We start from the raw sequence: 26593 nt of genomic DNA on the forward strand, positions 1-26593 counted from the left end.
ACCGGGCGCGCCCTAGCGGTAGCTGACGGCAAACGGCCGGTCTGTGGGCACGATCTGCTTGCCCAGCGGCATCAGGGATACCGGAATGAGCTTGAGGTTGGCGATGGCCAGCGGGATGCCGACAATCGTGATGGCCATGGCGAAGGCCGTGACAACGTGCCCGATCGCGATCCAGATGCCCGCCACGAGCAGCCAGATGACGTTGCCCAGCAGGGTGAACACGCCGTTTCCGCCGGGCTTGTCCACCACCATGCGGCCGAACGGCCACAGGGTGTAGGACGCGATACGGAACGAGGCCAGCCCCCACGGAATGGTGATGACCAGCAGGCAGCAGACGATGCCGGCAAGGAAATACCCGAGCGCCAGCCAGAGGCCGCCGAAAAGCAGCCAGATGATGTTGAGCAGTGTCTTCATGGCTTCATTGTCTCCCGCGAGCCGCAGATTCGGATCAGGGGTTGGCCCTGATCAATCCCTGATCTTCGGACCGTTCTTAGGTATCAGCCTGCTTGACCATGGCCGCTTCGACGTTGATCTTGACCTTGTCGCTGACGAGCAGTCCGCCCGCCTCGAGGGCGGCATTCCAGGTCAGGCCGAATTCCTTGCGGCTGATGTCCGCCTCGGCGCTGAAGCCGGCCCGGGTCGCGCCGAAGGGATCCACCGCGACGCCGGTGAACTCGACTTCCAGGTCCACCGGCTTGGTGACGCCGCGGATGGTGAGGTCGCCGGTGAGCACGTAGTCCTCGCCGTCGCCCCGGACGGACGTTGCGCGGAAGGTCATCTCGGGGAAGTTCTCGACGTCGAAAAAGTCGGGACCGCGCACGTGGCCGTCCCGGTTGGCGTCGCCGGAATCGAAGCTCGCGGTCTTGATCGTGGCGTGCAGGCTGGCATCGGCCAGGGAATCCCGGACCCGGGCCTCCGCAGTGGCCTCGTTGAAGCGCCCCCGGACCTTGCTGATCCCGGCATGACGAACGCTGAAGCCGATCTCACTGTGGGACATGTCCAGCGTCCAGACGCCGGGGGTCAATCCATTGGGCAGGGTCATCGCCGTTTCTCCTTCACGTGGGTGACGGGGGCTCGCCTGGATTCGGAGGGCCTAAGAAGCATGCTAACGAGGAAGCCCGCACGGCGATAGGTCCGTCCGCCGGATGGTGCCGCCTCACGCCGTCGGGCCGCCGTCGGGACGTCAACTGGCCGTCAGAACCCTTTGGCCGCCGCCACGAAAGCCCGGATTTTCGCGAGGTCCTTGACCCCCCGGGATTGCTCGACGCCGGAGGAGACGTCCACGCCCCAGGCGCCGGCCGCCGCGGCCGCCCCGGCCACGTTTTCCGGGTCCAGCCCGCCGGCCAGCAGCCATTCCCGGCCCTCCAGCCCCAAGGCGCGGACCGACGCGTAGTCCCAGGCCTCACCGGAACCGGGAACCGCCGCGTCGATGAGCAGCAGCTCCTCGCCCCAGTCCGCAAACGCGTCCGGAGCCGCGGACATGGTGACGGCGCGGATAATTTTGAGGCCGGCGTCGTGCACCGTGCGGACATCATCGGCGGTGCGGTCGCCGTGCAGCTGCACCCATTCCAGCCCGGCTTCGCGGGCCACGGCGACGGCGTCGGCCGCCGCCTCGTGCCGGAAGACACCTACCGCGGGAAGTCCGCGCGGCACCGCGGCGATGAGTTCACGGACGAGGTCCGGGGACACCTCGCGCGGGCTGCGGGTCAGCACGAAGCCGAGCGCATCGGCCCCGGCGGCGACCGCGGCCAGCACCGATTCTGGGGTGCTGAGGCCGCACACTTTGACGAACATTCCGGCTCCCTCCGCAGTTTTTCGCTGCTTTGACGTTAGCAAGCCCGCACCGGCCGTGCTGACGTTACGTTCATTGGGCCCCGCGCCGTGAGGGTCCCCGGGGGCCTGCGGCCGGCGGCTAGGCTGGGTTGATGGAGATCATCCGGTATGCCGAGCTCAAGCCCCGCCCCTGGAGCAACGGCGGCGGGGTGACCCGCGAACTGGCCAGGTTCCCGGAATCTGCCGCCGGGCGGGCTGCCGCTGCGGACGACGCCTGGGACTGGCGGGTGAGCATCGCCGAGGTGGCGCGGGCCGGCGCTTTCTCCCGCTTTGCCGGGATGGAGCGGGTCCTCACGGTGGTCGAGGGCGAGTTGCTGCTCCTGACCGTGGACGGCTCCGAGCATCCGCTGGAGAAATACCGGCCGTTCCGGTTCTCCGGCGACGCGGATGCCGCCGGCGCCCTGCCTACCGGCGACATCCGGGATCTGAACGTGATCACCCGCACGGGCGCCTTCAAGGGCTACACCTCCATCATCGAACTCTCCAAGAAGCGCGCCCACCCGGTCTTTGCCGGCCAGTTCGGCATCCTGATGCAGGGACAGGCCACCGTCAGCGTCGGTGTCACAGCCGACCCGGCGCCGCAACCGCTCGGCCGGTACGACGCCGTCGTCGGCTCCGACAGCGACACCCCGGAAATCCTGGGCCGCGGCTTCCTCGCCGTCGTTTCAATCGACCCGGCTGAGCCGGCCGGCGAGGGCACCGCAGGCTAGTTCCCGCCAGCCTGCACCCCCGGGGCATCCTCCGAAATCCCATCGACGGCCGGGAACGCACGTCGGGTTCGCCCGGGACGGTCGGCGGCCAACGTTGCTACGCTGGAATCAAGGCCTTCCCCCTCGGCGGCCTCCGGACGACGGTTCAGTACCCGGCACGCGACAAGACTGGCCACAGGAGCAGTCATGTCGTGGTTGATTCTCATCCTTTCCGGGGCGCTGGAAGCCGTGTGGGCCGCAGCCCTGCACCGGACCTCGCGGGCCACCGGCCGCGGCCGGATCGCGCCGGCCGCCGTCTTCCTCGTGTCCGTGCTGGCCAGCACCGGCGGGCTCGCCATCGCCATGCAGTCCATCCCGACCGGCACCGCCTACGCCGTCTGGGTGGGCGTCGGCGTCGTGCTGACCGCCGTCTACGCGATGGTCACGAAAGTGGAGTCGGCAACCCGCGGCCGGATCCTGCTGCTGGCCGGGATCGCGGCGTGCGTGGTCGGTCTAAAGGTCGTGGCGTGATGGCAGCGGACCGCACACCCGCGGCGGCAAAGGCATCGGCGGCGACGCTGGCCTGGCTGATCCTGCTCGCCTCCGCCGTGCTGGAGGCTGTCTGGGCCACGGCCCTGGGACTGTCCGACGGCTTCACTCAGCCGCTGCCCACGCTCGTGTTCGCCCTGGCCGCCACTCTGAGCCTGGCCGGGCTGGGCCTGGCCGTGAAGCGCATCCCGCTGGGCACCGCCTACGCCGTCTGGGTGGGGATCGGCGCGGCCCTGACGGTCGGCTGGGCGATGGCGACCGGCGTCGAGCCCGCCAGCCCGCTGAAGCTGGTGTTTATTGCCGGAATTGTGGGCTGCGCGGCCGGGCTGAAGCTGCTGCCGGCCGGGAAATCCTAGGCATCCTAGGCGCTCCCGCCCAGTTAATGCGTGCCCCGAGCGGTAATCCCGGGCGACACGCCGTGGCTCCGGACCGCCCGCCGGCATGAACTGGGCGGGAGCTTCGGAATAGCCGCGCGCTTGCCGGGGTTCTTGGCTGGGACGGCAAATTCCGGCAGCGATAGGAGATCAAAGATGACTTCAGCAACAGTCCAGCTCGGCGACGGACTCAGCGTCAGCCCGCTGGGGTTCGGCGGCATGGCCCTGACCCCGGTGTACGGGGAAGTGGATCCTGCGGAGGCCCTGGCCACCCTGCACCACGCGGTGGACGCGGGCGTGAGCTTCATCGACACGGCGGACATCTACGGCGGCGGCAGCAACGAGGAACTGATCGCCCAGCTGCTCAAGGATCGCCGCGGCGAGGTGCAACTGGCCACCAAGTTCGGCCTGGTGGGAACCCCGTCGACCGGCTACTCGGACATCCGCGGTGACGCCGCCTACGTGAAGCAGGCGGTCGACCGCAGCCTGCAGCGCCTGGGCACCGACACCATCGACCTGTACTACATGCACCGCCGCGACCTCCGCGTTCCGATTGTGGAAACCGTGGAGGCCATGGCGGAGCTGGTGCAGGCCGGGAAGGTGCGGCACCTTGGACTGTCCGAAGTGACGGCCGAGGAACTGCGGGACGCCAGCAGCGTCCACCCGATCGCCGCAGTCCAGAGCGAGTGGTCCATCTGGAGCCGCGACGTGGAACGCAACGTTGTTCCTGCCGCCGCCGAACTTGGCGTAGGTTTTGTGCCCTACTCGCCGCTGGGCCGGGGATTCCTCACCGGCACAGTCGACGCCTCGAAGCTGGGCAGCAACGACTTCCGCCGGAACATCCCGCGCTTCGCCGAGACCGCGTTGGACGCCAACCAGGCCGTAGTCGCCGCGGTCCAGTCGGTCGCAGCGGAGCTCAGCAGCCCCGGTCACGCCGCGACGCCGGCCCAGGTGGCGCTGGCCTGGCTGCTCGCGCAGGGCCGGAAACTGGGGCTGCCGGTGGTCCCGATCCCCGGGACGCGCAAGGCCTCCCGGATTGATGAAAACCTCGGCGCCCTGTCGCTCGACCTGACCCCGGCGCAACTGGAGAGGCTCGACGCCGCCGCGGACGCCGTCGTCGGCTCCCGCTCGGCAGACCCCAACTGGGTCTCCCAGGGCCGCGAATAGGCCGTCCTAGACTAATGCCCATGGACTCGCTCATTCATTCACTTCGTGACATCACCATCCGCCGGATTTCGGTCAGCGAGATGGACAACAACGTGTACCTGCTCACCGCCAAGGCGTCCGGCGCGCAGCTCCTGATCGATGCGGCCGATGATTTGGCCGCCATCCAGGGTCTGCTGGCCGACGCCGCCGCGGATACCGCCGCGACGCCGAAACTTGCTCTGATTGCCACCACCCACCAGCACTGGGACCACGTCCGTGCGCTGCCGGGCCTGGTGGAAGCGACCGGGGTGAAGACGGCTGCCGGGACGGATGACGCCCCGGAACTGCCGGTGAAAGTCGATGTGCTGCTCGATCACGGCGACGTCGGCAACTTCGACGGGTTCGACGTAACGGCGGTGCACCTGCGCGGCCACACCCCGGGTTCGGTGGCCTTCGTGTACCAGGACCCGGAGGGACCGGCGCACATCTTCTCCGGCGACTCGCTGTTCCCCGGTGGAGTGGGCAATACGCAGCAGGATCCGGAGCGGTTTGCCCAGCTGCTCACGGATGTCAGCGAGCGGCTGTTCGACGTGTATCCGGACGACACCGTGGTGCACCCGGGCCACGGGAAGCCGACCACTCTGGGCGCGGAACGCCCGCACCTGGAAGAGTGGCGCGCCCGCGGCTGGTAACTGGCGCTAGAGGTTGTGACTTGCGCTGCGCATAATGCCGGTCGCTGCGGGAATTCCCGTAGCGACCGGCATTTTGCGCGTCATCAGCTACTTTATCTAGCGCACAAGCGACCTTAGCGGCTGCGGCGTTCGTTCGACGCCGGGGCCGACGCGCGGCGGGGTCCGCCGCTGCGGGCCGGACGGCCTTCGCCGGAGCGGCCGTTGCCGCCGCCTGCGTAGGATCCGCCGGAGGTGCCGCCGGTATTGGAGGACCAAACCGCTGCGGAGCCGCCGGACTTGGCGCCTGCCGCGGCACGCTGGCCGGTTGCGGGACGTCCGCCGCGCTGGCCGCCGGCCGAGGCGCCGGTACGGCCTGCACCGGCGCGGGGTGCCCCGCCGGTGCGCGGTGCAGAACCGGTGCGGGGTGCGGAACCGCCGCGGGAGTCGCTACGACCCTCCGCAGCGCGACCGTCCGAGCCACGGCCAGCCGAGGCGCGGCCGCCGGCTGCGGGAACATCGTTGTGGTGCGCGTAGGCCGTGGTGCGGCCACGGCCCCGGGCGTTGCGACGCTCGGCGCGCTCGGCGTCGGCCCGGTCCTGGTTCTTTTCCGCGACGCGCTCTGCGGCGTTGCGGGCAGCGGCCTGGCCTTCGTAGGCCACGGCGCGGCGCTCGGCACGGGGAAGATCGGTACGGGGAGCCTCGGCTCCGACGCGTCCTCGTCCGCCTCGTCCGCCACGGCCACCCGCGGTGGGTGCAGCCTGGGTGGTGCGGCGGGCGCGCTTGCGCTCGGCGTTGGCACCGGTGGAGGTGCCGCCGCCCTGCTGCTTGGCCTTGGTGGCCAGCAGCGCGGCGCGGGTGCGCGGATCGATCTTATCGGCCATCTCGCCGACCAGCTCGGCAACCAGCGGGGAGTTGGCAGTGACGCGCTCGAAGTTGACCTCGACGCCGGCAGCCTTCATCAGCTTCTTGACGTCGGACTGCTGCTCCGGCAGGGTCAGCGTGACCACGGTGCCGTCGGAACCGGCGCGGGCGGTACGGCCCGAGCGGTGCAGGTACGCCTTGTGCTCCGTGGGCGGATCCACGTGGATGACCAGCTCGACGTCGTCGACGTGGACGCCGCGGGCGGCGACGTCGGTGGCCACCAGCACGCGGACGTCGCCGGAGGAGAACTCGGCGAGGTTGCGGTCACGGGCGTTCTGCGAGAGGTTGCCGTGCAGATCGACCGCGGGGATGCCGGCGTCGGTCAGGGTCTTGGCCAGCTTGCGGGCATGGTGCTTGGTGCGCATGAAGAGCACCCGGCGGCCGGCGCCCGAGGCGAGCTCAACGATCAGCTGCTTCTTGACGGTCTGGTCGTTGACGACCAGGACGTGGTGCTCCATGGTGGTGACCGCAGCCTGTGATTCGTCCACGGCGTGGGTCAGCGGGTTGGAGAGGTAGCGCTGCACGATCTTGTCCACGCCGTTGTCCAGGGTGGCGGAGAAGAGCAGCCGCTGGCCCTGGCTGGGGGTCATGTCCATGAGCTTCTTGACCACCGGGAGGAAGCCGAGGTCGGCCATGTGGTCTGCCTCGTCCAGGACGGTGATCTCGACGGCTTCGAGGGTCAGGATGCGCTGGCGGATCAGGTCCTCCAGGCGGCCCGGGCAGGCGATGACAATGTCGACGCCGGAGCGCAGCGCCTTTTCCTGGCGGGCCTGGGAGATGCCGCCGAAAATGACGGTGGTGGTCAGGCCCATGGCCTTGGCCATCGGCTCGATGGTCGCGTTGATCTGGGTGGCCAGCTCGCGGGTGGGCGCCAGGACCAGGCCCATCGGGCGGCCGGGCTTGCGGAAGTGCGCGGCTTCCCGCTCGGCGAGCCGTGCCACCAGCGGAATGGCGAAGGCGATGGTCTTGCCGGAGCCGGTACGGCCGCGGCCCAGGACGTCGCGTCCGGCCAGGGTGTCCGGGAGCGTCTTGACCTGGATGGGGAACGGTTCAACGATCCCCTGGGCGGTGAGGGTGTCGGCGAGGGCCTTGGGCGTGCCGAGGGCAGCAAAAGTAGTCATGTGTTTCAAAGGTCTTTCAGGCGGTATCCAAGCGGATATCGGCCCCCGGTGCCGGTTGGCCCAGGGGTTCGCCGAAGAAAAGTCAGGTGATCAACCGGGCCGCTTGCAAAGTTTTGCAGGCCGCCGGGACCAAATAGAACGCGTTCATCGACGCAGGATGTGCCTCTCACATGAATAAAGCCCACGGCCTGCATTTGGAGTCCGGAGGAATCCTGCAGGGGATCCGGCCGGTGAACCGAGGCTGACCAAACCGAATCCAAAGTGGGCATCACTGCACATCAAGTTCCTCCAGTCTAGCATCTGCGCGTGCCCTCCCGTTTTCAGGGCCTCCCAACCAGCTCGCAGTTGTTGTCGTTTTGCGCGCTCATAACGACAACTATTGCGAGTCAGTTGGGCGGGCCTGCGGCGCCTAGGCTCGCCCGGATCCGGACACCCGGGGAGCGACCGCCACGCCCGCCACGCCGATCGCCGCAGTAAGCGCGAAGACCCCCGCGAAGGGCGCGACGCCGGTGCCGGCCGCCGTCGAGAACGCCGCGAAGACGATCCCCGTCGCGGCCAGCGCCAGGGCGCCGCCGAGGGAGTCGGAGATGGACATTGCCGAGCTGTTGAAGCCCTCGGTGTCCTTCGTGGACAGCGCCAGGGTCATCACACTCAGCCGCGGATACATCAGCCCCATCCCGCCGCCGGCGAAGATCCAGCCGGTGATCGCGACGGCGGCCGGCCACGCCAGGAGCGTGGTCGCCAGCGCCAGCAGCACGGCGCCGAGGACCAGCGCCGAGCCGATCCTGATCGCGCGGCGGTGGTCCAGCCTGGCCCCGAGCCGGCCCTGGATCGCGGAGGCCGCGGCCCAGGCGAGCGCTCCACCGGTGAGGGTCAGGCCGGCGAAGGTGGGCGAGAAGACATAGCGCTCCACCAGCAGGTAGGGCAGGTACACCTCGGCGCCGAAGAACGCCGCGGACGCGAGCCCGCGGGCGAGGATGACGGCGGGCAGGCCGCGGCGGGCCGTCAGCGTCCCGCTGGGCACCAGGGGGCGGACGGCCACCAGCGCGACGACGACGGCGGCCGCCGCCAGCACCCAGCCGGCCGCCGGCAGCTCCACGGACAGGTTCAGCCCCAGCACGGCGAGCGCCGCGAGGCCGGCCCAGGCCAGCCGGCCGTAGTCCCACGGTCTGGGCGACGCCGCGCCGTCCTCGGCGCCGCCGGAGAGTCCGCGCAGGGCCGGGACGATCATCAGCAGGGCCGGCACCACCAGCCCCACCACACCGAGGAAGACCCAGTGCCAGCTGGCCAACTGGGCGACCAGCCCGGCGGCGAAGGGGCCCACCAGCGAAGGAATGACCCAGGCCGCGGCGAAGGCGGCGAAGATCTTGGGGTGCAGCACGGGCGGATAGACGCGGGCCACCACCACGTAGAGGGCCACCGTCACCGCGCCGCCGCCGAGCCCCTGGACCAGCCTTCCGGCCAGGAGCATGGCCATGGTCCCGGCCGATCCGGCGATCAGCAGGCCCAGGACGAACAGCGCCACGGAAGCATAGAGCGGGCCCACCGGGCCGCGCCGGTCCGACCAGTTCCCGGCGGCCACCATCCCGATGACGCCGGTCGCCAGCGGCCCGGCGAATGCGAGGGCGTAAAGGCTGGCGCCATCCAGTTCGCGGCTGACCAGCGGCATGATGGTGGTTACCGCCAGCGATTCAAAGGCCGCCAGGAAGACGAGGGCCAGGGCGCCCAGGGTCACCAGCAGGTAGCGGCGGTGGAAGATGCCGCCGGTATCCGGGGCGGTATCAGTGCCCGGTACGGGAGGGTCTATTTGAGGCACGTGCCACAGCCTACTAGAGGGGTGCCGGGCGGGTGCCCCAGCCGGGACGGAGCGCCCAGCCCGCCGGACGGTCCCCGGCCATCACCGAAATGCTCACCCGGGCGCGTCGAGCCCCTGGGCCGAAACCACCACGGCGCCGCTCGCCCTGGAATCCGGATTCAGCATCCAGCCCACCCGTTTGACCGTGCTGAGCATGACGACGCTTTCGACCAGTTCGATCCCGGGCACCTTCTCCTGAAGCGCCAACTCGATGCCCATGACATCCGCCAGGGACTGCAGCCACATGATGATCACGAAGTTGGTGGGACCTGTGGTGGAAGCGCTGAGCCGCACATTCCGCATCGTCTTCAGCTCGGCGGCCGCCGCCTCGTGCCGGCCGGCCGGGACGTTGACGAACCACTGGCAAGTGACGGGGAAAGCCGAAAACCTCTGGGCGACCTCGCAGCGGAAAGACAGGATCCCGCTCGCGAGCACCCGATTCAGCTGGCGCTGGACGGTGGCCGGGTGCCTGCCCAGTCCGCGCGCGATCTCCGCCGCCGTCGCCCGGCCGTCCTTGGCCAGGAACGGCAGGAGCGCCAGGTGGCTGGCCGGCAGGCTCTCCCTGGCGGCAGTCGGGGCGACGCCGGTGGCCTCGGGGCCGGCCATTGCCTTCACGGCGGCCTGCTGTGCACGGCTGAGCACGTTGAGCCGCCAGGACCCGCCGCTTGCGTGCAACCTGGTGCACAGCGCGGTCTGGTATTTGAGCAAGCCGTCAATCTCCTTCAGCCGTTGGATCACTTTCGTGCTGAACTCGTCCAGGGAGGGCGTGATAACGGTCAGCATCAGGTCCCGGTTGCTGGCCGCCTCCTCGACCGTGATGATTTCCGGCATCTTGGCGAGCCTGGCCGTGACTTCAGCGCGCCGGTGCATTTCGCAATCCACGGCAACGAACGCCAGGCACATCTGATGGGGGTCGCCGATCAGGTGGGCGGTAATCCAGGAGACGCCGGAAGCCCGCAGCCGTTCCCAGCGGGCGGCCAGGGTGGTGGCATGGACGCCCAGCACCTCCGCGGCATCCGCCCAGCTCAAGCGCGGCGCGATCTGCAGGACGTTGATCAGGGCGAGGTCGTCCTCGCTGAGCTCCATCATTCACTCCTTCACTCATGCACAAAAACTGTGATACAGGTCAGTGCCTGCATATTTCCAGCCCTTTGGCCGCCTGTGAACCACGTCACTTCAGAATAGACGAGAAAGCCGAACCCACCACATAGGAGAACACGTGCCGATCACCGCAGACGCCCGGCAAATGCAGGCTGACCTTGCCCGGTTCCGCCACGAGCTGCACCAGGAGCCCGAGATCGGACTGACCCTGCCCCGCACCCAAGAAAAGGTGCTCCAGGCACTCGACGGGCTCGGCTACGAGGTCACCCTCGGCACGGACACGACGTCCATCACCGCGGTTCTGCGCGGCCAGGCGGCCGGGAACGGCGTGGATACCCGACCGGCGGTACTCCTGCGCGCGGACATGGACGGCCTGCCGGTGCAGGAGAAAACCGGCGTGGACTTCACGTCCAAGGTCGACGGCGCCATGCACGCCTGCGGCCACGACCTTCACACCGCCATGCTCACCGGCGCCGCAACGCTCCTGGCCGAGCGGCGGCACCGGCTGGCTGGCGACGTCGTGCTGATGTTCCAGCCCGGCGAGGAGGGCTTCGACGGCGCCGGCCACATGATCCGCGAGGGCGTGCTCGATGCCGCTGGCCGGCGCGTGGACGCTGCCTACGGCATGCACGTGTTCTCCGCGCTGGAACCGCACGGCACCTTCTGCACCAAGCCGGGCGTCATGCTCAGCTCCTCCGACGGACTGATGGTCACCGTGCTCGGCGCCGGCGGCCACGGCTCGGCCCCGCATTCAGCCAAGGACCCGGTCACGGCCGCCGCCGAAATGGTCACCGCCCTCCAGGTCATGGTCACCCGCCAGTTCAACATGTTCGACCCCGTTGTCTTGTCCGTGGGGGTGCTCCAGGCCGGCACCAAGCGCAACATCATCCCGGAAACCGCGCGCATCGAGGCCACCATCAGGACCTTCTCCGAGCAGTCCCGGCAGAAAATGATGGACACCGTGCCGCGCCTGCTGAAGGGCATCGCCGCGGCGCACGGCCTCGACGTCGACGTCGACTACCAGCAGGAATACCCCCTCACCATCACCGACGAGGACGAGACGCGCACCGCGGAAACCGTCATCGAGGGCCTGTTCGGCGACTCCCGGCTCGCCCGCTGGGCCACCCCGCTGAGCGGCTCCGAGGACTTCTCGAGGGTCCTCGCCGAGGTCCCCGGCACCTTCATCGGGCTGAGCGCCGTCCCCCGCGACGCCGACCACGCCACCGCCGCGTTCAACCACTCCCCGTACGCGACGTTCGACGACGGTGTGCTGGCCGACGGTGCCGCGCTCTACGCGGAGCTCGCCATTTCCCGGCTTGCCGCACTTGCGGCAACCAACGCCCCCGCCGCGGCCACGGCCGCCGGCTCAACCCTTTCCTAGCCCCATCCCCTGAGGGAGAAGACCATGACAGCAACCGCGTCCATGCCGACGGCAACCCGGACCTCCACCCGCAAGACAATCATCGGCACCGGCATCGGCAACGCCGTCGAATGGTACGACTGGGCCATCTACGCCACTTTCACGCCATTCATCGCCAGCCAGCTCTTCAGCAAGGCCGATCCCGCTTCGGCGGTGCTGTCGACGCTGGCGATTTTCGCCGTCGGCTTCGTGGCCCGGCCCTTCGGCGGCTTCCTGTTCGGCTGGATCGGTGACCGGATCGGCCGCAAGGCTTCGATGACCCTGGCCGTGGGGCTCGCCTCGGTGGGCAGCCTGATGATCGGCATCGCGCCGACCTTCGCTGCGGTCGGCGCGTGGGCCTCGCTCATGCTCCTGGTGGCGCGCCTGGTCCAGGGGCTGGCCCACGGCGGCGAGCTGCCGTCGTCGCAGACGTACCTGTCCGAGATGGCGCCGAGGGAACACCGCGGCTTCTGGGCCACCCTGATCTACACCTCCGGCACGGTGGGAATCCTGTTCGGAACCCTGCTGGGCGCCGTCCTGAACATGGTCCTCAGCACCGAAGTGATGAACGCGTGGGGCTGGCGCATCCCGTTCCTGGTGGGCGCAGCCATGGGCCTCTACGCGCTGATCATGCGGTCCCGGCTGCACGAAACGGACGTCTTTGCCGGCGAAGCCTCGGCGGAGAAGCACGCTCCGATCTGGCCGCAGATCGTCCGCCACCGCAAGCAGGCCCTGCAGGTGATCGGATTGACGGTCGGCTTGACGGTGATCTACTACATCTGGGGTGTTGTCGCTCCCAGCTACGCCACCACGGCCCTGAAGATTGACCGCGGCGAAGCCCTGTGGGCCGGCGTGATCGGCAACATCGTCTTCATCGCGGCACTGCCCTTCTGGGGCAAGCTCTCAGACCGGATCGGCCGCAAGAAGGTCCTGTGGGCCGGGGCGATCGGCGCAGGCATCATGCACTTCCCGATGACCGCGCTGCTCAAGGACTCCGCCTGGCAGCTGGCCGTCAGCATGTCCGTGATGCTGGTCTTCATCGCCGCCAGCGCTGCGATCGTTCCGGCCGTCTACGCCGAACTGTTCCCCACGAGCATCCGCACTGTCGGCGTCGGCGTTCCCTACTCGATGTGTGTGGCACTGTTCGGCGGCACCGCGCCCTACCTGCAGCAGTGGCTCGGAACCAGCCTGCAGATGCCGCAGCTGTTCAACGTCTACGCCGTGCTGCTGCTCGCCATCTCCGCCGTCTTCGTCTTCACCATCCCGGAAACGAAGGGCAAGGACCTCACCCTCTGAGGTGGCGCACCAGGGCCGGCCTGCGTCAGTCGCCGACGAAACGATCCTTGCCGGCCCGGTACCCGAACACGGCGGCCAGCGAGCCGACCACCAGGAAGAGCACGCCCGCCGCGGCGAAGGATCCGGTGGCCTGGTGCAACTGACCGACCAGCAGGGTTCCGGCCGACCCTACGCCGTAGCCCACCCCCTGCATCATGCCGGACAGGTGCGCGGCGGTATGGCCGTCGCGGGTGCGGAGCATGATCATGGTCAGGGCCACCGCGGTGAGGCTGCCTTGTCCCAACCCCAGCAGCCCGGTCCACACCCAGACCAGGTCCAGGGGGCCGAAGATGCTCAGGGCGAAGCCGCCGCCGGTCATCAGCGCCACCACCGTGTTGATGGCGCGCTGGTCCCGGAGCCGGGCGGCGAGGGCGGGGGCAAACAGGGAGCCGAGCATCTGCAGCACGATCGAGGCGGACACGATCAGGCCGGCCGTACCGCCGTCGACCCCGCGTTCGCGCAGGATCGGCGCCAGCCAGGCGAAAACGCTGAAGGACATCATGGCCTGCAGCACCATGAACCCGGTCACCTGCCAGGCGACCGCCGAGCGCCACACGTTGATCCCGCTGGCCGCGATCTGGTGCCGCCCGTGGCGCTGGGCCGCCGCCAGCGGCAGGAACAGCAGGAGCACGACGCCGGCCGGCAGCGCCCAGAACCACAGCGCCGCCGTCCACTGGCCGCTCGCGCTGAACAGCGGGTAGGTGAAGCCGGCGCCGAGGGCCGCGGAAGCGCAGATCGCGGTGGTGTAGAGCCCGCCCATCAGGCCGAGCCGGTGCGGGAAGTCGCGCTTGACGAGGCCGGGAAGCAGCACGTTGCAGAGTGAGATGGCAGCGCCGCAGGCTGCCGTGCCGGCCAGGAGGGCGGGCAGGTGGCCCAGGCCGGGTACTTCTAGGGGGCGCAGCAGCAGGCCTGCGGTCAGCACGGCCATGGCTCCAAGCAGCACCCGTTCGGCCCCGAACCGGCGGGCCAGCCGCGGCGCGAGCGGGGCGAACACACCAAGCAGGGTCACCGGCGCCGTGGTCAGCGCGACGACGGCCCAGCCGGGCAGCCCGACGTCGGCCGTCACTTCCGGAAGGACCGCGGCGAAACTGGAGAAGACGGTGCGCAGGTTCAGTCCGATCAGCACCAGGCACACGCCCAAATAGGCCAGTGCGCGGCGGCTGCCGAGCAGGGTGGGCTCCGCGGCGGGAACGTCGTCGACCTCCGCGTCCACCAGGGGATCCAGCCGCTGGTGCGGGTGGCCGCCGGCAGCGGTGCGGGCGGGCACGGGTGCGTTTCCAGGTGTCGTCACCGACCCATTCTGGCAGGCGCGGGGCGCCGCTTCGAAAGAATGGCGGAGCGACGCATGGACGCCCGGACCGCCCTCCGCGTGGCCGTATGGTGGTTCCCCGGTCCGTCGGGCCTGCGCTAACTCCACTATTCTGGGAGTGATGAGCGAATCCCCAGAATCCCCCCAGACGCCGCAGCCTCCCCGCCCGGTTACTCCCGGCAGCCAGGCATCGTTCGGCACCTACGGCGGCCGGCCGGTCAGCTTCGTACGCCGCGGCACCCGCCTGCAGGGACGCCGCCAGGCCGCGTGGGAAGAGCACTCGGACCGGTGGGCAGTGGAGGTCCCCCGGCACATCGCCAACACGTCCGTGCACCCCGCTTACGTGTTCGACGCCGAGGCCGAGTTCGGCCGGACGGCTCCCTTGATTGTCGAGATCGGCTCGGGGCTGGGCGACGCCGTCTGCCACGCGGCCGAGGAGAACCCGGACAAGGACTTCCTGGCCGTGGAGGTCTACACCCCGGGCCTGGCCAACACCCTCATCAAGATCAACAGCCGCGGGCTGAGCAACGTCCGGGTGGTGGAGGCCAACGCCCCCGAGGTGCTTGCCACCATGCTCCCGGCGGGCTCGGTCACCGAGCTCTGGGTCTTCTTTCCCGACCCCTGGCACAAGTCGCGGCACCACAAGCGGCGCCTTATCCAGCCGGCCTTCGCCGAGCTCGCGGCCCGGGCGCTCAAGCCCGGCGGTATCTGGCGGATCGCGACCGACTGGTCCAACTACGCCGTGCACGTACGCGAGGTCCTGGCCGGCTCCGCCGACTTCGAGAACCTGCACGAGGGCGAGCGCAGCGGCGCTGACAGCCCGCTCACGCAGGTCTGGGAGTCCGGGGTGGAGTCCGTTGTGGGCGGTGCCCCGGTCAAGGAGGGCCGCGCGCCGGTCAGCACCGAACACACCGGGCCCAACGAAGGCGTCGATGAGACCGGCGGCTGGGCGCCTCGGTTCGAGGGCCGGATCCTGACGAGCTTCGAGAACAAAGCCCACGAAGCGGGCCGGCTGATCTTCGACCTCTGCTACCGGCGCCGCTGACACACGCACCCGCCCGGTCCCGGTGCCGGGACAGCGGCCGCCGTGGCACAAGTGCTGTTGCGCAGCAGGTTCCCGTGGCACGATTACCGAAGATGCATGGCTAGCGGCGGCACGAAGGCGCCAGCCGAGCCAGAAGACGCGAAGGACCGATCATCAAAAAAGAACTTAAGGACGCCGCGGAAGTCGCCGAGGACGTCACCAACTCCAAGCCGCTCGAGTACGCGGCACGGGCAGGGTTCGCCGTTTCCGGCGTCCTGCACTTCCTGATCGGGCTCGTCGCGATCCGGCTCGCGATGGGCGGGCAGGGGCAGGCTGATGTCAGCGGCGCCGTTGAGGAACTCGCCAAGCAGCCGGCTGGACCGGCGCTGCTGTGGAGCGCCTTCGCGGCCTGCGTCGCCCTGGCCATCTGGCAGACCAGCGACGCGGTGTTCGACTTCAACCGCCTGCCCACCAAGGACAAGGTCGGCAAGAAGCTCAAGGCCGCCCTCCAGGCCGTGGTCTATGCCGGGTTCGGGCTCACGCTGGCGTCCGTGGCCCTCGGGGCCCACGCAGACCACCGCCGCTCCACCAGCGACCTCACGGTCCAGCTCATGAAGGCCCCGGGCGGCGTGCTGCTGCTGATCGTCATCGGCGCTGCCATCGCGGTCACCGGCGTCGTCTACGCCATCCGTGGCTTCCGGAAATCGTTCCTCAAGTACCTGCGCCTGCCCGCCAACGAGCACACCCGCACCGCGGTCACCGTCGCCGGTGTCGCCGGCTATGCCGCCAAGGGTGTGGCCCTGCTGTTGACCGGGCTGCTGATAGTCATCGCCACCGTGAAGGCGAACCCGGCGGAATCAACCGGGCTCGACGGCGGCCTGAAGGCCCTGCGCGAGCAGCCGCTCGGGATGTACATGCTCGCCGCCGTCGGCGCGGGCCTGATCTGCTACGGCATCTTCCTGGCCGTCCGGGCCCGGCTTGCCCGGATGTAGGGGCTTCCCTACCGCGGCGGCACGGTGATGACCGCGACGGTCTGCTGCTGGCCGTTACGCATCTCGATGCTGGCGATGCTGGCCAACTGCAGCGGCGTGGCCCCGGTGATGCGCACCTTGCCGCTGGGGGTGGCCGTCCAGGCGCACGCCCGGTCCTCGCCGCCGTCGCGGCCCTTCACCCAGAGCGAGAGGGTGCCGTCCACTGGCATGCTCCTGCCATCGACTGCCAACTCGGTGCCCCACGTTTTCTTCACGAGGCCGACGGTGAACTGCGGCCCGTTGCCGGCCGCCACGGAATAACTGGCGTCCGGCTGGGGCTGCTGTGCCAGCAGCGGCCCGGCCAGGAAACCTACCGCCAGACAGGCCGCGGCAACCGCCGCCAGCGCCGCCGACCACAGCCGTCGCGCCTTCCGCCGGCGGGCCGCGAGCGCGGCCAGCAGCCCCCGAGGGACGGACACCGGAGCAGCCTCGGCGGCCGGGGCGGGCCGCGTGAGTGTGGTGAGCGCGACGGCGTCGGGCACGGGGACGGCGTCGAGCAGCGCCGGGAGGCTGGCGAGTTCGTCGAGGGCCGTGCGGCAGTCCCGGCAATCGGCCAGATGCCGTTCGAAAGCCGCAGCCTCACCGGGTTCCAGGCCGCCGAGCAGATACGCGCCAAGCAGCTGGTGGAGTTCGGTTCCGTTCACTGCTGCACCCCCATTTCGTCGAGGATCGTCCGCAGGGCCCGCACCGCGTAAAAGGCCCGGGACTTCCCCGTACCGGCTGGAATGTTCAGGTGCGCGGCGGCTTCCTGGACGGTGAAGCGGCGGTAGTGGAGGGCGACCAGGACGTCCCGGTGCTCGGCACTGAGGCGCAGCAACGCCTCCTCCATCAGGACCCGGTTGAGCAGCTCATCGACGCGTTCCGCGGCGCCCGCAGGGTCGGCGACCTCACGCTCGGCGGCCTCCCGCGGCCGGCGCTGGGCCTTGCGGTAGTTGTCGATCATGATGTTGCGGGCGGTCCGGAATAGATAGCTGCGCAGGCTGCCGGTGATCTGCGGCGCCTGCTGCCAGACGCGCAGCACCGTTTCCTGCACGACGTCGTCCGCCAGCTGCGGGTCGTGGCACGCGCCCAGGACGAACCGCCGCAGCGCCGTTCCGTGCTCGCGATAGATCGCGGCCACCACGTCTTCATCCAGCGGCATGCGGCACCTCCCGGGCTTGGTCCCTCTGCCCCACTAGGACGTACACGCCGGCCCGAAAGTTCAACGGAACACCCTTGAACCATTCTTCACCCGCCGCCGTCGTAACAGCTAGCCGGACAGCGAGATGGCCGGCACCTAGCCTAGGAGCCAACAATGACAAAGCACTTCGGCGCCACCCTGTCTGCCCTCGCTCTTGCCGTCGTCGTTTCCGGCTGCGCTGGGGGCAGCGGGACCACGACGCCGGCGCCGGCTGCCGGCACAACGGCGGCCTCCGCCACCACAGCGGCTGCCTCCCCGGCGCCGGCAACTTCGGCGACCGGCACCTCCGGGTCCAGCGCCCCGGCGTCGGCCGCTGAGCTTAAGACTGCCGCGACCAGCGCCGGGCAGGTGGTCGTGGACGCCAAGGGCATGAGCGTCTACCTCTTCACCAAGGACACCAAGGACTCCGGCACGAGTGCCTGCACCGGTTCCTGCATCGCCGCCTGGCCGCCGGTGCTTGCCGGCTCCGACGCACCGGCGGCGGAAGGCGTCACCGGCAAGGTGGGCACCATCCCCACGCCGGACGGCAAGAAGCAACTGACCATTAACGGGATGCCCTTGTACTACTATGCCAAGGACCGGGCGCCCGGTGACACCACCGGCCAGGGCGTCGGGAACGTTTGGTACCTCGTCAACCCAGCCGGTGAAATGATCACTTCCGCCGCTGGCGGCGGCTACTAGGCCCCGGACGCGAGGCCGTCGTCGGACTCGTCCTCGAACTCGACGGCGGCCACGATCTCCCGGGTCTCCGGGTGGATCATGTACGCCTCCTCGTCGTCCTCCAGCATGAGGAACTCGCCCTGGTCCGTGGTGAAATGCCAGGCCAGGACGCGTTCGCCGTTGTGGTCATGGTTCGGGTCGCCCATGGTGATCTTGAGCAAGGTGTGTCCGGCCACCTCGCAGAGCTCCCGGATGATCAGCTCAAACTCCGGCGCGCTGCTGAGTTCCTCCTCGGCCGCTGCTGCCTGACGCTCCGACAGGTTCGGGATCCGGGACACCCGCTCGTGGATGTGCCGGTCGAGTTCGTCCTCGTCCAGGACCAGCAGGTCCGGCTGGCCGCGGAGCCAGGCGGCATTGAGCGCGACAATGTCCTCGGTTTCCAGCAGCGGCTCGAATTCGTCGTCGAGCTGCTCCAGGAGCTGGACCGCCTCGGGTACCGCCGCCGCACCGCCGTCTTCACCACCCAGCTCGGCGTCGCCGTCGAGATAGGCCTCCGCTTCCTCCTCCGAGAGCGAGTCATAGGCAGCCACGCTGCGGTTGAACAGGTCCAGGTGCGCGGCGGCGCCCATGCCGGCCAGCCCTTCGCGGACGTACTCGTCGATCTCCTCGCGCTCCGGCACGGTGAAGACGTACTGGGCGAAGCCGCCGCCGAGCGACTGCGTCAGATAGAAGTCCACGTAATAGCTGCGCAAGGCGTTGGCCGCGATTTCCTCGGCATCCAGCAGTTCCGCGTACATGGCGTTGACGACGTCGACGTTGTTGTCCACGATGTCCACGTTGCCGCCGTTGAGGCTCTCCCTGGTCAGCACCGGGGCATGGCTGGTGGCGGTCGGGCTCTGGGTCAGGCTGGTGCTCATGGGGATCCTCACGGTGGTGGCGGGCGCTGCTCCGGTCCCTTCCACGGTAGGCCCGCCCGGTTCCGGGGCGTCCGAGCGCGAGGTGAACGTCAGGCGAAGTTTCCGGGCACCGCCAGGCTGGCTAAGATGGATCAGATGACCAACTGCTGGAAGTAGTGCGCACATGCCATCCCATCCGGACGAGAGTGCGGCACTGGCAATACAGACCCCCGCAATCAACGACCGCTCCCTCGCGGCCGGACTTGCTTACGCCATGGGGAGCCGGGTTTCCGGGATTTCCTTCGACGCCGCCACCGGGCTGATGCTGGGCAAGGTCCGCGGCGGCGCGGACGTGCCGTATTCGACGACGGCGAAGCTGGTCCGCAAGGGCGGCGGCTGGAGCTGCACCGTCGGTGTCTGCAGCTGCCCGGTGCGCAAGGACTGCAAGCACGTGGCGGCCCTGCTGTTTGCCGCCGAGGACAACCCGGCGACCCGCGTCCAGCTGCTCGCGCCCGCGGAATCCTCCCGGCTGTCGCGCCAGCCCTCGGCGCTGGACCTGCCGGACTGGGAGCAGGCCCTGAGCCCGCTAATCGCCCGGCCTGGGATCACCCAGTCGACCAACGGCGTGCCGCTGGCACTGCAGTTCGAGATCGAGGAACCGGCCCCACACTTCTCCTACACGGGCCGCCGGGACCCGCTGCGCAGCGTCCGCCAGCTCAAGGCCCGGCCCGTCATCATGGGGGCCAAGGGCAAGTGGATCCGGGGCGACGTCTCCTGGAACACCCTGAGCTACCTGAACTACCGGCGCGAATGCAACGAAGCCCACGTGGAGTGGATGCAGGAATTCCTCGCCTCGCACACGGCCCTGGCCAACCGACAGCACGCCGGCACCGCGCCCTGGCTGGGACTGAACACTTACGCCGGCAAGAACCTCTGGAGCCTGCTGGCCGAGGCCCGGAAGATCGGCCTCGCCCTGGTCCACGGCCGGGGCGACGAACCCGTACGGCTGGCCGACGAGCCAGCCGCCGTCGGACTCAACCTGACCCGGCTCGGCGCCGAGGAGGCCGACGGCGGCGGGCTGGCGCTCGCACCGACGATCACCGTCGAGGGCGCGGTGGTGGATCCGGCATCGGTCGGGACCATCGGCCGCCCGGCCCACGGCATCTTCCTGACCTCCGGCGCCGACGCGCTGCCCGGCGTCGCCCCGGGCGACTCCGCGATCACCCTCGCACCCCTGGAGGCCGGACTCAGCGAGGAACTCCTGACCTTCGTCACCGCCGGCACCACGCTGCATATTCCGTCCCGGGACGAGGGGCGCTTCCTCACCGGGTTCTATCCCAAGCTCAAGCAGACCGCCCGGGTGACCGCCTCCGACGAATCCGTCGAGCTGCCCGCCCTGGCCGTCCCCACCCTGTCCCTGCTGGCCAACTACGGCGCAGACCACCGGGTCCGGCTGCACTGGGAGTGGCACTACAAGGCCGGAACCCTGGTCACGGCCCAGCCGCTGTGGCGGCACCCCGGCGACCACGGCTACCGCGACGACACCGCCGAGGCCCGCATCCTGGAAACCGTGGGCCAGCCGTGGGACATGGTGCCGAAGCTCGGCGAATCGGCTACCGGAGGCTGGGGCACTCCGCGGCTGGCGGCGTCCGCGGAGCTCAGCGGCCTGGACACCCTCGCCTTCACGGAGGAGGTCCTCCCTAAGCTGCGCGAGCTTTCGGAAGTTTCCGTGGACACGGCCGGCGAGATTGCCGACTACCGCGAGGCCGAGGAAGCCCCGGTGGTGTCGATCTCCACCAAGGCCACCGACCAGCGGGACTGGTTCGACCTGGGCATCCAGATTTCGCTCGAGGGCCAGCCGGTGTCCTTCGCCGCCGTTTTCTCCGCCCTGGCGTCGGGCCAAACCAAGATGCTGCTGCCCAGCGGCGCGTACTTCTCCCTGGACCTGCCCGAGCTGCACCAGCTGCGCGCCCTGATCGAAGAGGCGCGGGAACTGCAGGACAACAAGGACGCGCCGCTGCAGATCAGCCGGTTCCAGGCCGGGCTCTGGGACGAGCTGGCACAGCTGGGCATCGTCGACGAACAGGCCGCCGCGTGGCGCGAGGCCGTCGGCGGGCTGCTCGAGGGCGGCGTCAAGGGCCTGCCGCTGCCCGACACCCTGGACGCCGAGCTGCGCCCGTACCAGCTCGAGGGCTTCAACTGGCTCAGCTTCCTCTACCGCCACGGGCTCGGCGGCGTCCTGGCCGATGACATGGGCCTGGGCAAGACCGTCCAGGCGCTGGCGCTGATCTGCGCCGCCAAGGTCGCCGCCGCCGAGACCGCCGCGTCCGCCGTCGCCGCCACTGTCGCCCCCGGGGCCGCGGCCGACGTCGTCGTCAGCCCGCCCGGCGGCGCACCCGGCGGGGCGCCCTTCCTGGTGGTCGCGCCCACCAGTGTGGTCGGCAACTGGCAGGCTGAAACCGCGCGGTTCGCGCCGGGCCTGACGGTGCGGGCCATCAGCGAGACCTTCGCGAAAAGCGGCTCGGTGCCGGCCGAGGCAATGGCCGGGGCCGACATTGTGATCACCTCCTACGCGCTGTTCCGGATCGACTACGAGGCCTACGCCTCCCGGCAGTGGGCGGGGCTGGTGCTCGACGAGGCGCAGTTCGTAAAGAACCACCAATCCAAGGCCTACCAGTGCGCCCGGAAGCTCCCGGCCGCCTTCAAGCTGGCGATCACCGGCACACCGCTGGAGAACAACCTGATGGAGTTCTGGGCGCTGACCTCGATCGTGGCGCCGGGACTCTTCTCCAGCCCCAAGCGCTTCGCCGAGTACTACCAGAAGCCCGTGGAGAAGAACGGGGACCGGGCACAGCTGGAGAAGCTCAGGCGCCGGGTCCGGCCGCTGATGATGCGCCGCACCAAGGAACAGGTCATCCACGACCTGCCGCCCAAGCAGGAGCAGGTCCTCGAGGTCGTGCTGAACCCGCGGCACCAGAAGGTCTACCAGACGCATCTGCAGCGCGAGCGGCAGAAGATCCTGGGCCTGATCGAGGACGTCAACAAGAACCGTTTCACGATCTTCCAGTCGCTGACCCTGCTGCGGCAGCTCAGCCTGGACCCGTCCCTGATCGACCCCTCGCTCTCGGGGGTGCGCTCCAGCAAGCTGGACGTGTTGTTCGAGCAGTTGGAGGACCTCGTGGCCGAGGGCCACCGCGCGCTGATCTTCAGCCAGTTCACCGGCTTCCTCGGCAAGGTCCGCGAACGGCTCATCGAGGAAAATATCGAGTTCTGCTACCTCGACGGCAGCACCCGCAACCGCACCGACGTCGTCAACGAGTTCAAGAACGGCGCCGCACCGGTGTTCCTGATCAGCCTCAAGGCAGGCGGCTTCGGCCTGAACCTGACCGAGGCGGATTATGTGTTCCTGCTGGATCCGTGGTGGAACCCGGCCTCCGAAGCGCAGGCCGTGGACCGGACGCACCGGATCGGCCAGGCCCGCAACGTGATGGTCTACCGGCTGGTGGCGAAGGACACCATCGAGGAAAAAGTCATGGCGCTCAAGGCCAAGAAGTCCCAGCTGTTCGCCGACGTGATGGAAGGCGACGCCCTCTCCGGCGGCGCACTGACGGCGGAGGATCTGGCCGGGCTGTTCACCGACTGACGGCTGGTCCGGCCCGTCCGCGCAGGGGCGTCCAGCCCTAGCGGAGGGCGTCGATCCGGGTGTCCAATGGTGCGTATCGGGAAGAGCTTGGGCGAAGGAGCGGGTGGCCATGGCCGCGCGTATGAGGTTCATTGACACCGCGGCGCACCCGCGGCGGCCCGCATCGGCGCTGGCGTCGGTGGTGGCAGCCTTGGCCCTGGTGTTGGGCCTGCTGCCGGCCACCGCTCCGCCGGCGCAGGCGGCCACCCTGTACGGACATGACATCTCCTGGCCGCAATGCCCGACGGCGGTCGGCGGCCTGGGCCTGCCGTTTCCTCCGGCGACTACCCAGTTCGTGGTGCTGGGCCTGACCCGGGGACTGCCCTTCACCGAGAACCCGTGCCTGGCCAGCCAGGTGGCCTGGGTCGGCACCAATAACAAGCGCGCCCACGCCTACACCATGGCGGCTTTCCCCACCGCCGCCCAGCTTGCCACCTACCGCGCGCAGGGGCCGTGGTCCGCCAGTACCCGGGCCGGAGAGCTCTCCAACGTCGGTTACGCCGAAGCCCGCTACGCCCTCGCCAGCCTCCAGCGGGTGAGCTTCCGGCCACCCGTCGTCTGGATCGATGTGGAGCCGCGGCCGGCCCAGCCCTGGCCCGCCGCCACCGCGGTGCAACGGCGCGAGAACCGGTACGTGGTGGAAGGCCTGATGCGGGGCCTCCGGGACGGAGGATACTCCTACGGCCTCTACTCCTTCGCCTCCGGCTGGCAGGACATCACCGGCTCGTGGAGGTTGCCGGGGGTGCCGGTCTGGGCCACCGCCGGGCGCCTCGACTACCCGTCCGAAGCCCTGGACCGGTGCCGGCAGGCCAGCTTCTCCGGCGGCCGGGTCTTCCTGTCACAGTGGTACGACGACGTCCGCGACTACGACCTCACCTGCGCCCCCTACGCGTTTACCGCGCTGCCCGTGCCGGCCTCCGCGCTCTCGGGGGCGACCGCGGATTTCAACGGCAACTGGAACAACGATGTCCTGGCCCGGGTCGCCGCCACCGGCGAGCTGCGGCTGTACCCGGGGACGGGGCGCGGCGGGCTGTTTCCGGGCATCCGGATTGGGGCCGGCTGGGCCGCGTACAACGCCCTCGAGACTCCCGGGGACTTCAACGGCGACGGCCCCCTGGACGTCCTGGCACGGGAGGCCGCGACCGGCAAGTTGTGGCTGTACCGCGGCAACGGCACCGGCGGATGGCTCAGCCGTATCCTGGCCGGCAATGGCTGGCAGATCATGAATGGCATCCTCGGCCCGGGCGATTTCAACGGCGACCAGCGCGTCGACGTGCTGGCCCGCGAGGCAGCGACCGGCTTCCTCTGGCTCTACCCGGGCAACGGCGCCGGCGGCTGGCTCCCGCGGGTGCGGGTCGGGGGCGGCTGGAACATCTTTAATGCGCTGGTGGCCCCGGGCGATTTCGACGGCGACGGCGCCGCGGATGTCGTGGCGCGGGAGACTGCCACCGGCCGGCTGTGGCTGTACCGCGGCAGCGGCACGGGCGGCTGGCTCCCCCGGGTGCTGCTCGGCGGCGGCTGGAACGGCATGACCGCCCTGATGAGTCCCGGGGATCTCAACGGTGACCGCACACCGGACATCCTGGCCCGCGATAGCGCCGGAAGCCTCTGGCTTTACCCGCGAAGCAGTGGCGGCACGTGGCTGGTGCGGGTGCGGGTCGGAGGCGGCTGGAACACCCTCAACGCGATTTTTTGAGCCGGCGCCCCGGGGATCACACGGCGGCGGATGCCACAGCCCGCGGCGCCGGCAGGCTCTTGCGGAGCCAGCGTCCCAGGGCCTTGCCCTTGCCCGTCCACCAGCTGTCCTCGTCCGTGTCGTGGTGCCAGCGGAAGATCACCGCAACCAGGACGAAGACCCCGGCGGCCACCTGTTCCCAGGCGCCGGACGCGGCATGGACCAGCACAACGAGGGACATGCAGAGGATGGACGGAAGCGCCAGCGTCCGGAACACGGTGTTGGCTACGTAGCGCCGCCTGGAGCGCGGCACCGAGACTGCCCGGACCATATCGAAACAGACGCAGACCACCACAACGGATTGGCCAAGGGTGAGCAGGAGCAGGCCCGGCAGGGAATGTCCGAAGAGTGCGACGGCGTACAGTCCGCTGTTCATGGCCGGCCCGCGATCGTTGCGGACGCCGGCGCTGCTGCGTCCGGAATAGTTGACTGAAGCATGTGCTGTGCCCCCCGACATTTTGCACTGGAGCCGAGTCATATCGGCTGTCCACTCGGCGGCCACCCGGCTGCCAAGACCATTCAACCGGCCGCGCAGGCGGGAAGTCACTGCCTGACGGTACCCGACTATGCGGATTAGGCCACCCGAATTTGCGACCGAGTACTCAGTTCGCCCGGGCCGACTACTTGGAGGCGGTCAGGGCGTCTCATGCGGCCGCCATACCACCAGGGCCTGCGAACGGGCGCGGGGCCGCTGTCCGCGGGCCAATGTGACGACGTCGCCGGCTGCCCCCGCGGCGAAAATGCGGGAGTCCAGCGGCTGCCGGCGCCGGCCCAGTTCCTCGGTCAGCTCGGTGACCCGGCGCTGCAGCGCCGCAACCTGGTTTTCCAGTTGCAGGATCCGCTTGATGCCCTCGAGTGAGACGCCCTCCTGGGAGAGCCGCTGCACCTCGCGGAGCATGTTCACGTCGCGCTGCGAGTACCGCCGGGACTTGCCGGGGGCGCGGCTGGGCGAGACGATGCCGAGCCGGTCGTACTGGCGCAGCGTCTGCGGGTGCATGTCCGCCAGTTCCGCGGCGACGGAGATGACGAAGATCGGCTGGTCGAACTCGATGTCCATGGCAGGACTCCTACAGCCGGGCCTTGGCTGCCAGGCCGGCGCGGACGTCCTCGCCGGAGGTGGCCGCGGCGAAAGCCTTCACGGCTTCCTCGGCGTCCTTGCTCAGCTTCTTCGGCACGGCGACGTCGATGGTCACCAGCAGGTCACCGGTGGCCTTGGTGTGCTTGACGCCGCGTCCCTTGACGCGGAGCGTGCGCCCTGACGGGGTGCCGGCGGGAACGCGGACCCTGACCTTGTCCCCGTCGATGGTCGGAACCTCGATGTCGGCGCCCAGGGCGGCCTCGGCGAAGGTGACCGGGACATGGATGCGCAGGTTGTCGCCGTCGCGGGTGTAGAAGTCGTGCGGTTTCACCGTGACGGTGACCATGAGGTCGCCGTTGCCGGCCGGACCGTACTGGCCCTTGCCGCGGACGCGGACCTTCTGGCCGTCCTTGATGCCGGCCGGGATGCGCACGTCGATGACTTCGCCGTCCGGTTCGCGCAGCCCGATGGTGGTGCCGCGGATGGACCCGGCGAAGGAGATGCTGGTGGACGCGGTCCGGTCAGCACCCTTCTGGGGTGCGCGCTGGAAGGACTGGCCACCGCCGCCGAAGCCGCCGCCGCCAAACAGGTCGGCGAACTCGGGCGGGATGCCGCCGGCGGTGCTGTAGCCGCCGGAGTGGCGTCCGCCGCCGCCGGTGAACAGTCCGCCGAAAAGGTCCTCGAAGCCGGCACCGCCGGCCGCCCCGCCGGCGCCGCCGGGGGCGAAGCGGGCGCCGCCGCCCATGGCCCGGATGGCGTCGTACTGCTGGCGCTCGTCGGCGTCGGAAAGCACCGAGTAGGCCTCGGAGATGTCTTTGAACTTCTTCTCCGATGCAGTATCCCCGGCGTTGGTGTCCGGGTGATGCTGCCGCGCGAGCTTCCGGTAGGCCTTCTTGATGTCGGCGTCGGAAGCGTCCTTGGCGACACCAAGGATCTTGTAGAAGTCCTTGTCCACCCAGTCTTGGCTAGCCAATGGCGTTTCCTTTCAAAAGTGTGTGCCGAGA

The 26593-nt window shown here is 69.5% G+C and carries 25 protein-coding genes and 1 riboswitch; of the genes, 12 read left to right on the forward strand and 13 right to left on the reverse strand.

Annotated elements, in window-relative coordinates; translation table 11 throughout:
* Window positions 1–12 precede the first annotated feature (12 nt).
* The 3 genes from AC1DBL_RS04065 to AC1DBL_RS04075 form a co-directional block, all read right to left on the reverse strand.
* Window positions 13–414, reverse strand: coding sequence for a YccF domain-containing protein (locus tag AC1DBL_RS04065; RefSeq protein WP_476891921.1), 402 nt, complete (start codon window positions 412–414; stop codon window positions 13–15).
* A gap of 76 nt (window positions 415–490) precedes the next feature.
* The gene (locus tag AC1DBL_RS04070) at window positions 491–1042 is read right to left on the reverse strand and encodes a YceI family protein (RefSeq protein WP_476891920.1); all 552 of its coding nucleotides are present in this window, start codon (window positions 1040–1042) and stop codon (window positions 491–493) included.
* Window positions 1043–1194: 152 nt separating this feature from the next.
* A complete protein-coding gene (locus AC1DBL_RS04075; protein WP_476925516.1) occupies window positions 1195–1794 on the reverse strand; it encodes a phosphoribosylanthranilate isomerase in 600 nt (199 codons plus the stop codon).
* A 131-nt stretch (window positions 1795–1925) separates the two neighbouring features.
* Between AC1DBL_RS04075 and AC1DBL_RS04080 the strand changes: the two genes are divergently transcribed.
* The 5 genes from AC1DBL_RS04080 to AC1DBL_RS04100 all read left to right on the forward strand — a co-directional run bounded on the left by AC1DBL_RS04080 (window position 1926) and on the right by AC1DBL_RS04100 (window position 5283).
* Window positions 1926–2543: a HutD/Ves family protein gene (locus AC1DBL_RS04080; RefSeq protein ID WP_476925517.1), complete on the forward strand. Its 618-nt coding sequence runs from the start codon at window positions 1926–1928 to the stop codon at window positions 2541–2543.
* A gap of 108 nt (window positions 2544–2651) precedes the next feature.
* Window positions 2652–2720: riboswitch (guanidine-III (ykkC-III) riboswitch) on the forward strand.
* A 9-nt stretch (window positions 2721–2729) separates the two neighbouring features.
* On the forward strand, window positions 2730–3053 hold the full coding sequence (locus AC1DBL_RS04085; RefSeq protein ID WP_476925518.1) for a DMT family transporter: 324 nt from the start codon (window positions 2730–2732) through the stop codon (window positions 3051–3053).
* Complete coding sequence (locus AC1DBL_RS04090) at window positions 3053–3427, forward strand: DMT family transporter (protein WP_476925519.1); 375 nt, start codon at window positions 3053–3055, stop codon at window positions 3425–3427. Before AC1DBL_RS04085 ends, AC1DBL_RS04090 begins: the two co-directional genes overlap by 1 nt.
* A 174-nt stretch (window positions 3428–3601) precedes the next feature.
* Window positions 3602–4612 (forward strand): aldo/keto reductase, encoded by a 1011-nt coding sequence (locus tag AC1DBL_RS04095; RefSeq protein ID WP_476891916.1) that lies wholly within the window; start codon window positions 3602–3604, stop codon window positions 4610–4612.
* A 20-nt stretch (window positions 4613–4632) separates the two neighbouring features.
* Window positions 4633–5283 (forward strand): MBL fold metallo-hydrolase, encoded by a 651-nt coding sequence (locus AC1DBL_RS04100; RefSeq protein WP_476891915.1) that lies wholly within the window; start codon window positions 4633–4635, stop codon window positions 5281–5283.
* A gap of 113 nt (window positions 5284–5396) precedes the next feature.
* Here AC1DBL_RS04100 and AC1DBL_RS04105 read toward each other — a convergent pair whose 3' ends face one another.
* The 3 genes from AC1DBL_RS04105 to AC1DBL_RS04115 form a co-directional block, all read right to left on the reverse strand.
* Window positions 5397–7304, reverse strand: a complete 1908-nt coding sequence (locus AC1DBL_RS04105; protein ID WP_476916921.1) for a DEAD/DEAH box helicase — start codon at window positions 7302–7304, stop codon at window positions 5397–5399.
* Window positions 7305–7713: 409 nt separating this feature from the next.
* On the reverse strand, window positions 7714–9120 hold the full coding sequence (locus tag AC1DBL_RS04110) for an MFS transporter (RefSeq protein WP_476925520.1): 1407 nt from the start codon (window positions 9118–9120) through the stop codon (window positions 7714–7716).
* A 93-nt stretch (window positions 9121–9213) separates the two neighbouring features.
* Entirely contained in the window at window positions 9214–10245 is a 1032-nt protein-coding gene (locus AC1DBL_RS04115) for an Lrp/AsnC family transcriptional regulator (RefSeq protein WP_476909309.1), read from the reverse strand.
* 133 nt (window positions 10246–10378) lie between these two features.
* Between AC1DBL_RS04115 and AC1DBL_RS04120 the strand changes: the two genes are divergently transcribed.
* Complete coding sequence (locus AC1DBL_RS04120; RefSeq protein ID WP_476925521.1) at window positions 10379–11641, forward strand: M20 metallopeptidase family protein; 1263 nt, start codon at window positions 10379–10381, stop codon at window positions 11639–11641.
* Window positions 11642–11665: 24 nt separating this feature from the next.
* On the forward strand, window positions 11666–12955 hold the full coding sequence (locus tag AC1DBL_RS04125; RefSeq protein WP_476925522.1) for an MFS transporter: 1290 nt from the start codon (window positions 11666–11668) through the stop codon (window positions 12953–12955).
* Window positions 12956–12980: 25 nt separating this feature from the next.
* On the opposite strand, the gene AC1DBL_RS04130 is transcribed toward AC1DBL_RS04125, so the two are convergent.
* Window positions 12981–14261 carry an MFS transporter gene (locus tag AC1DBL_RS04130; protein ID WP_476925552.1) on the reverse strand — a complete coding sequence of 427 codons (1281 nt, stop codon included), beginning with the start codon at window positions 14259–14261 and terminating at the stop codon, window positions 12981–12983.
* A gap of 163 nt (window positions 14262–14424) precedes the next feature.
* Here AC1DBL_RS04130 and trmB point away from each other — a divergent pair, with 163 nt between their 5' ends.
* Window positions 14425–15348 (forward strand): tRNA (guanosine(46)-N7)-methyltransferase TrmB, encoded by a 924-nt coding sequence (gene trmB / locus AC1DBL_RS04135; protein ID WP_441416614.1) that lies wholly within the window; start codon window positions 14425–14427, stop codon window positions 15346–15348.
* 152 nt (window positions 15349–15500) lie between these two features.
* Window positions 15501–16319 (forward strand): DUF1206 domain-containing protein, encoded by an 819-nt coding sequence (locus tag AC1DBL_RS04140; protein ID WP_476917051.1) that lies wholly within the window; start codon window positions 15501–15503, stop codon window positions 16317–16319.
* Between the two features lie 8 nt (window positions 16320–16327).
* Here the strand turns inward: AC1DBL_RS04140 and AC1DBL_RS04145 are convergent, their stop codons facing one another.
* Entirely contained in the window at window positions 16328–17002 is a 675-nt protein-coding gene (locus AC1DBL_RS04145; RefSeq protein ID WP_441416613.1) for an anti-sigma factor family protein, read from the reverse strand.
* Complete coding sequence (locus AC1DBL_RS04150) at window positions 16999–17499, reverse strand: sigma-70 family RNA polymerase sigma factor (RefSeq protein WP_476925523.1); 501 nt, start codon at window positions 17497–17499, stop codon at window positions 16999–17001. Before AC1DBL_RS04150 ends, AC1DBL_RS04145 begins: the two co-directional genes overlap by 4 nt.
* A 153-nt stretch (window positions 17500–17652) precedes the next feature.
* Here AC1DBL_RS04150 and AC1DBL_RS04155 point away from each other — a divergent pair, with 153 nt between their 5' ends.
* Window positions 17653–18219 (forward strand): COG4315 family predicted lipoprotein, encoded by a 567-nt coding sequence (locus AC1DBL_RS04155; protein WP_476909227.1) that lies wholly within the window; start codon window positions 17653–17655, stop codon window positions 18217–18219.
* Here AC1DBL_RS04155 and AC1DBL_RS04160 read toward each other — a convergent pair.
* The gene (locus AC1DBL_RS04160; RefSeq protein ID WP_476909226.1) at window positions 18216–19115 is read right to left on the reverse strand and encodes a DMP19 family protein; all 900 of its coding nucleotides are present in this window, start codon (window positions 19113–19115) and stop codon (window positions 18216–18218) included. The genes AC1DBL_RS04155 and AC1DBL_RS04160 overlap by 4 nt on opposite strands.
* A 163-nt stretch (window positions 19116–19278) precedes the next feature.
* On the opposite strand from AC1DBL_RS04160, the gene AC1DBL_RS04165 reads away from it, so the two are divergent.
* Both AC1DBL_RS04165 and AC1DBL_RS04170 read left to right on the forward strand, forming a co-directional pair.
* Window positions 19279–22737 carry a DEAD/DEAH box helicase gene (locus tag AC1DBL_RS04165; RefSeq protein ID WP_476909225.1) on the forward strand — a complete coding sequence of 1153 codons (3459 nt, stop codon included), beginning with the start codon at window positions 19279–19281 and terminating at the stop codon, window positions 22735–22737.
* A 121-nt stretch (window positions 22738–22858) separates the two neighbouring features.
* Window positions 22859–24472 (forward strand): FG-GAP repeat domain-containing protein, encoded by a 1614-nt coding sequence (locus AC1DBL_RS04170; protein WP_476925524.1) that lies wholly within the window; start codon window positions 22859–22861, stop codon window positions 24470–24472.
* A gap of 16 nt (window positions 24473–24488) precedes the next feature.
* Here AC1DBL_RS04170 and AC1DBL_RS04175 read toward each other — a convergent pair whose 3' ends face one another.
* From AC1DBL_RS04175 to AC1DBL_RS04185, 3 genes are all read right to left on the reverse strand, one after another.
* Window positions 24489–24887: a hypothetical protein gene (locus AC1DBL_RS04175; RefSeq protein ID WP_441416607.1), complete on the reverse strand. Its 399-nt coding sequence runs from the start codon at window positions 24885–24887 to the stop codon at window positions 24489–24491.
* 258 nt (window positions 24888–25145) lie between these two features.
* On the reverse strand, window positions 25146–25568 hold the full coding sequence (locus AC1DBL_RS04180) for a heat shock protein transcriptional repressor HspR (protein WP_441416606.1): 423 nt from the start codon (window positions 25566–25568) through the stop codon (window positions 25146–25148).
* A 10-nt stretch (window positions 25569–25578) separates the two neighbouring features.
* The gene (locus tag AC1DBL_RS04185) at window positions 25579–26562 is read right to left on the reverse strand and encodes a DnaJ C-terminal domain-containing protein (protein WP_441416605.1); all 984 of its coding nucleotides are present in this window, start codon (window positions 26560–26562) and stop codon (window positions 25579–25581) included.
* Between the last annotated feature and the right edge of the window lie 31 nt (window positions 26563–26593).

The sequence above is a fragment of the Arthrobacter sp. 10T44 genome, assembly GCF_056393885.1.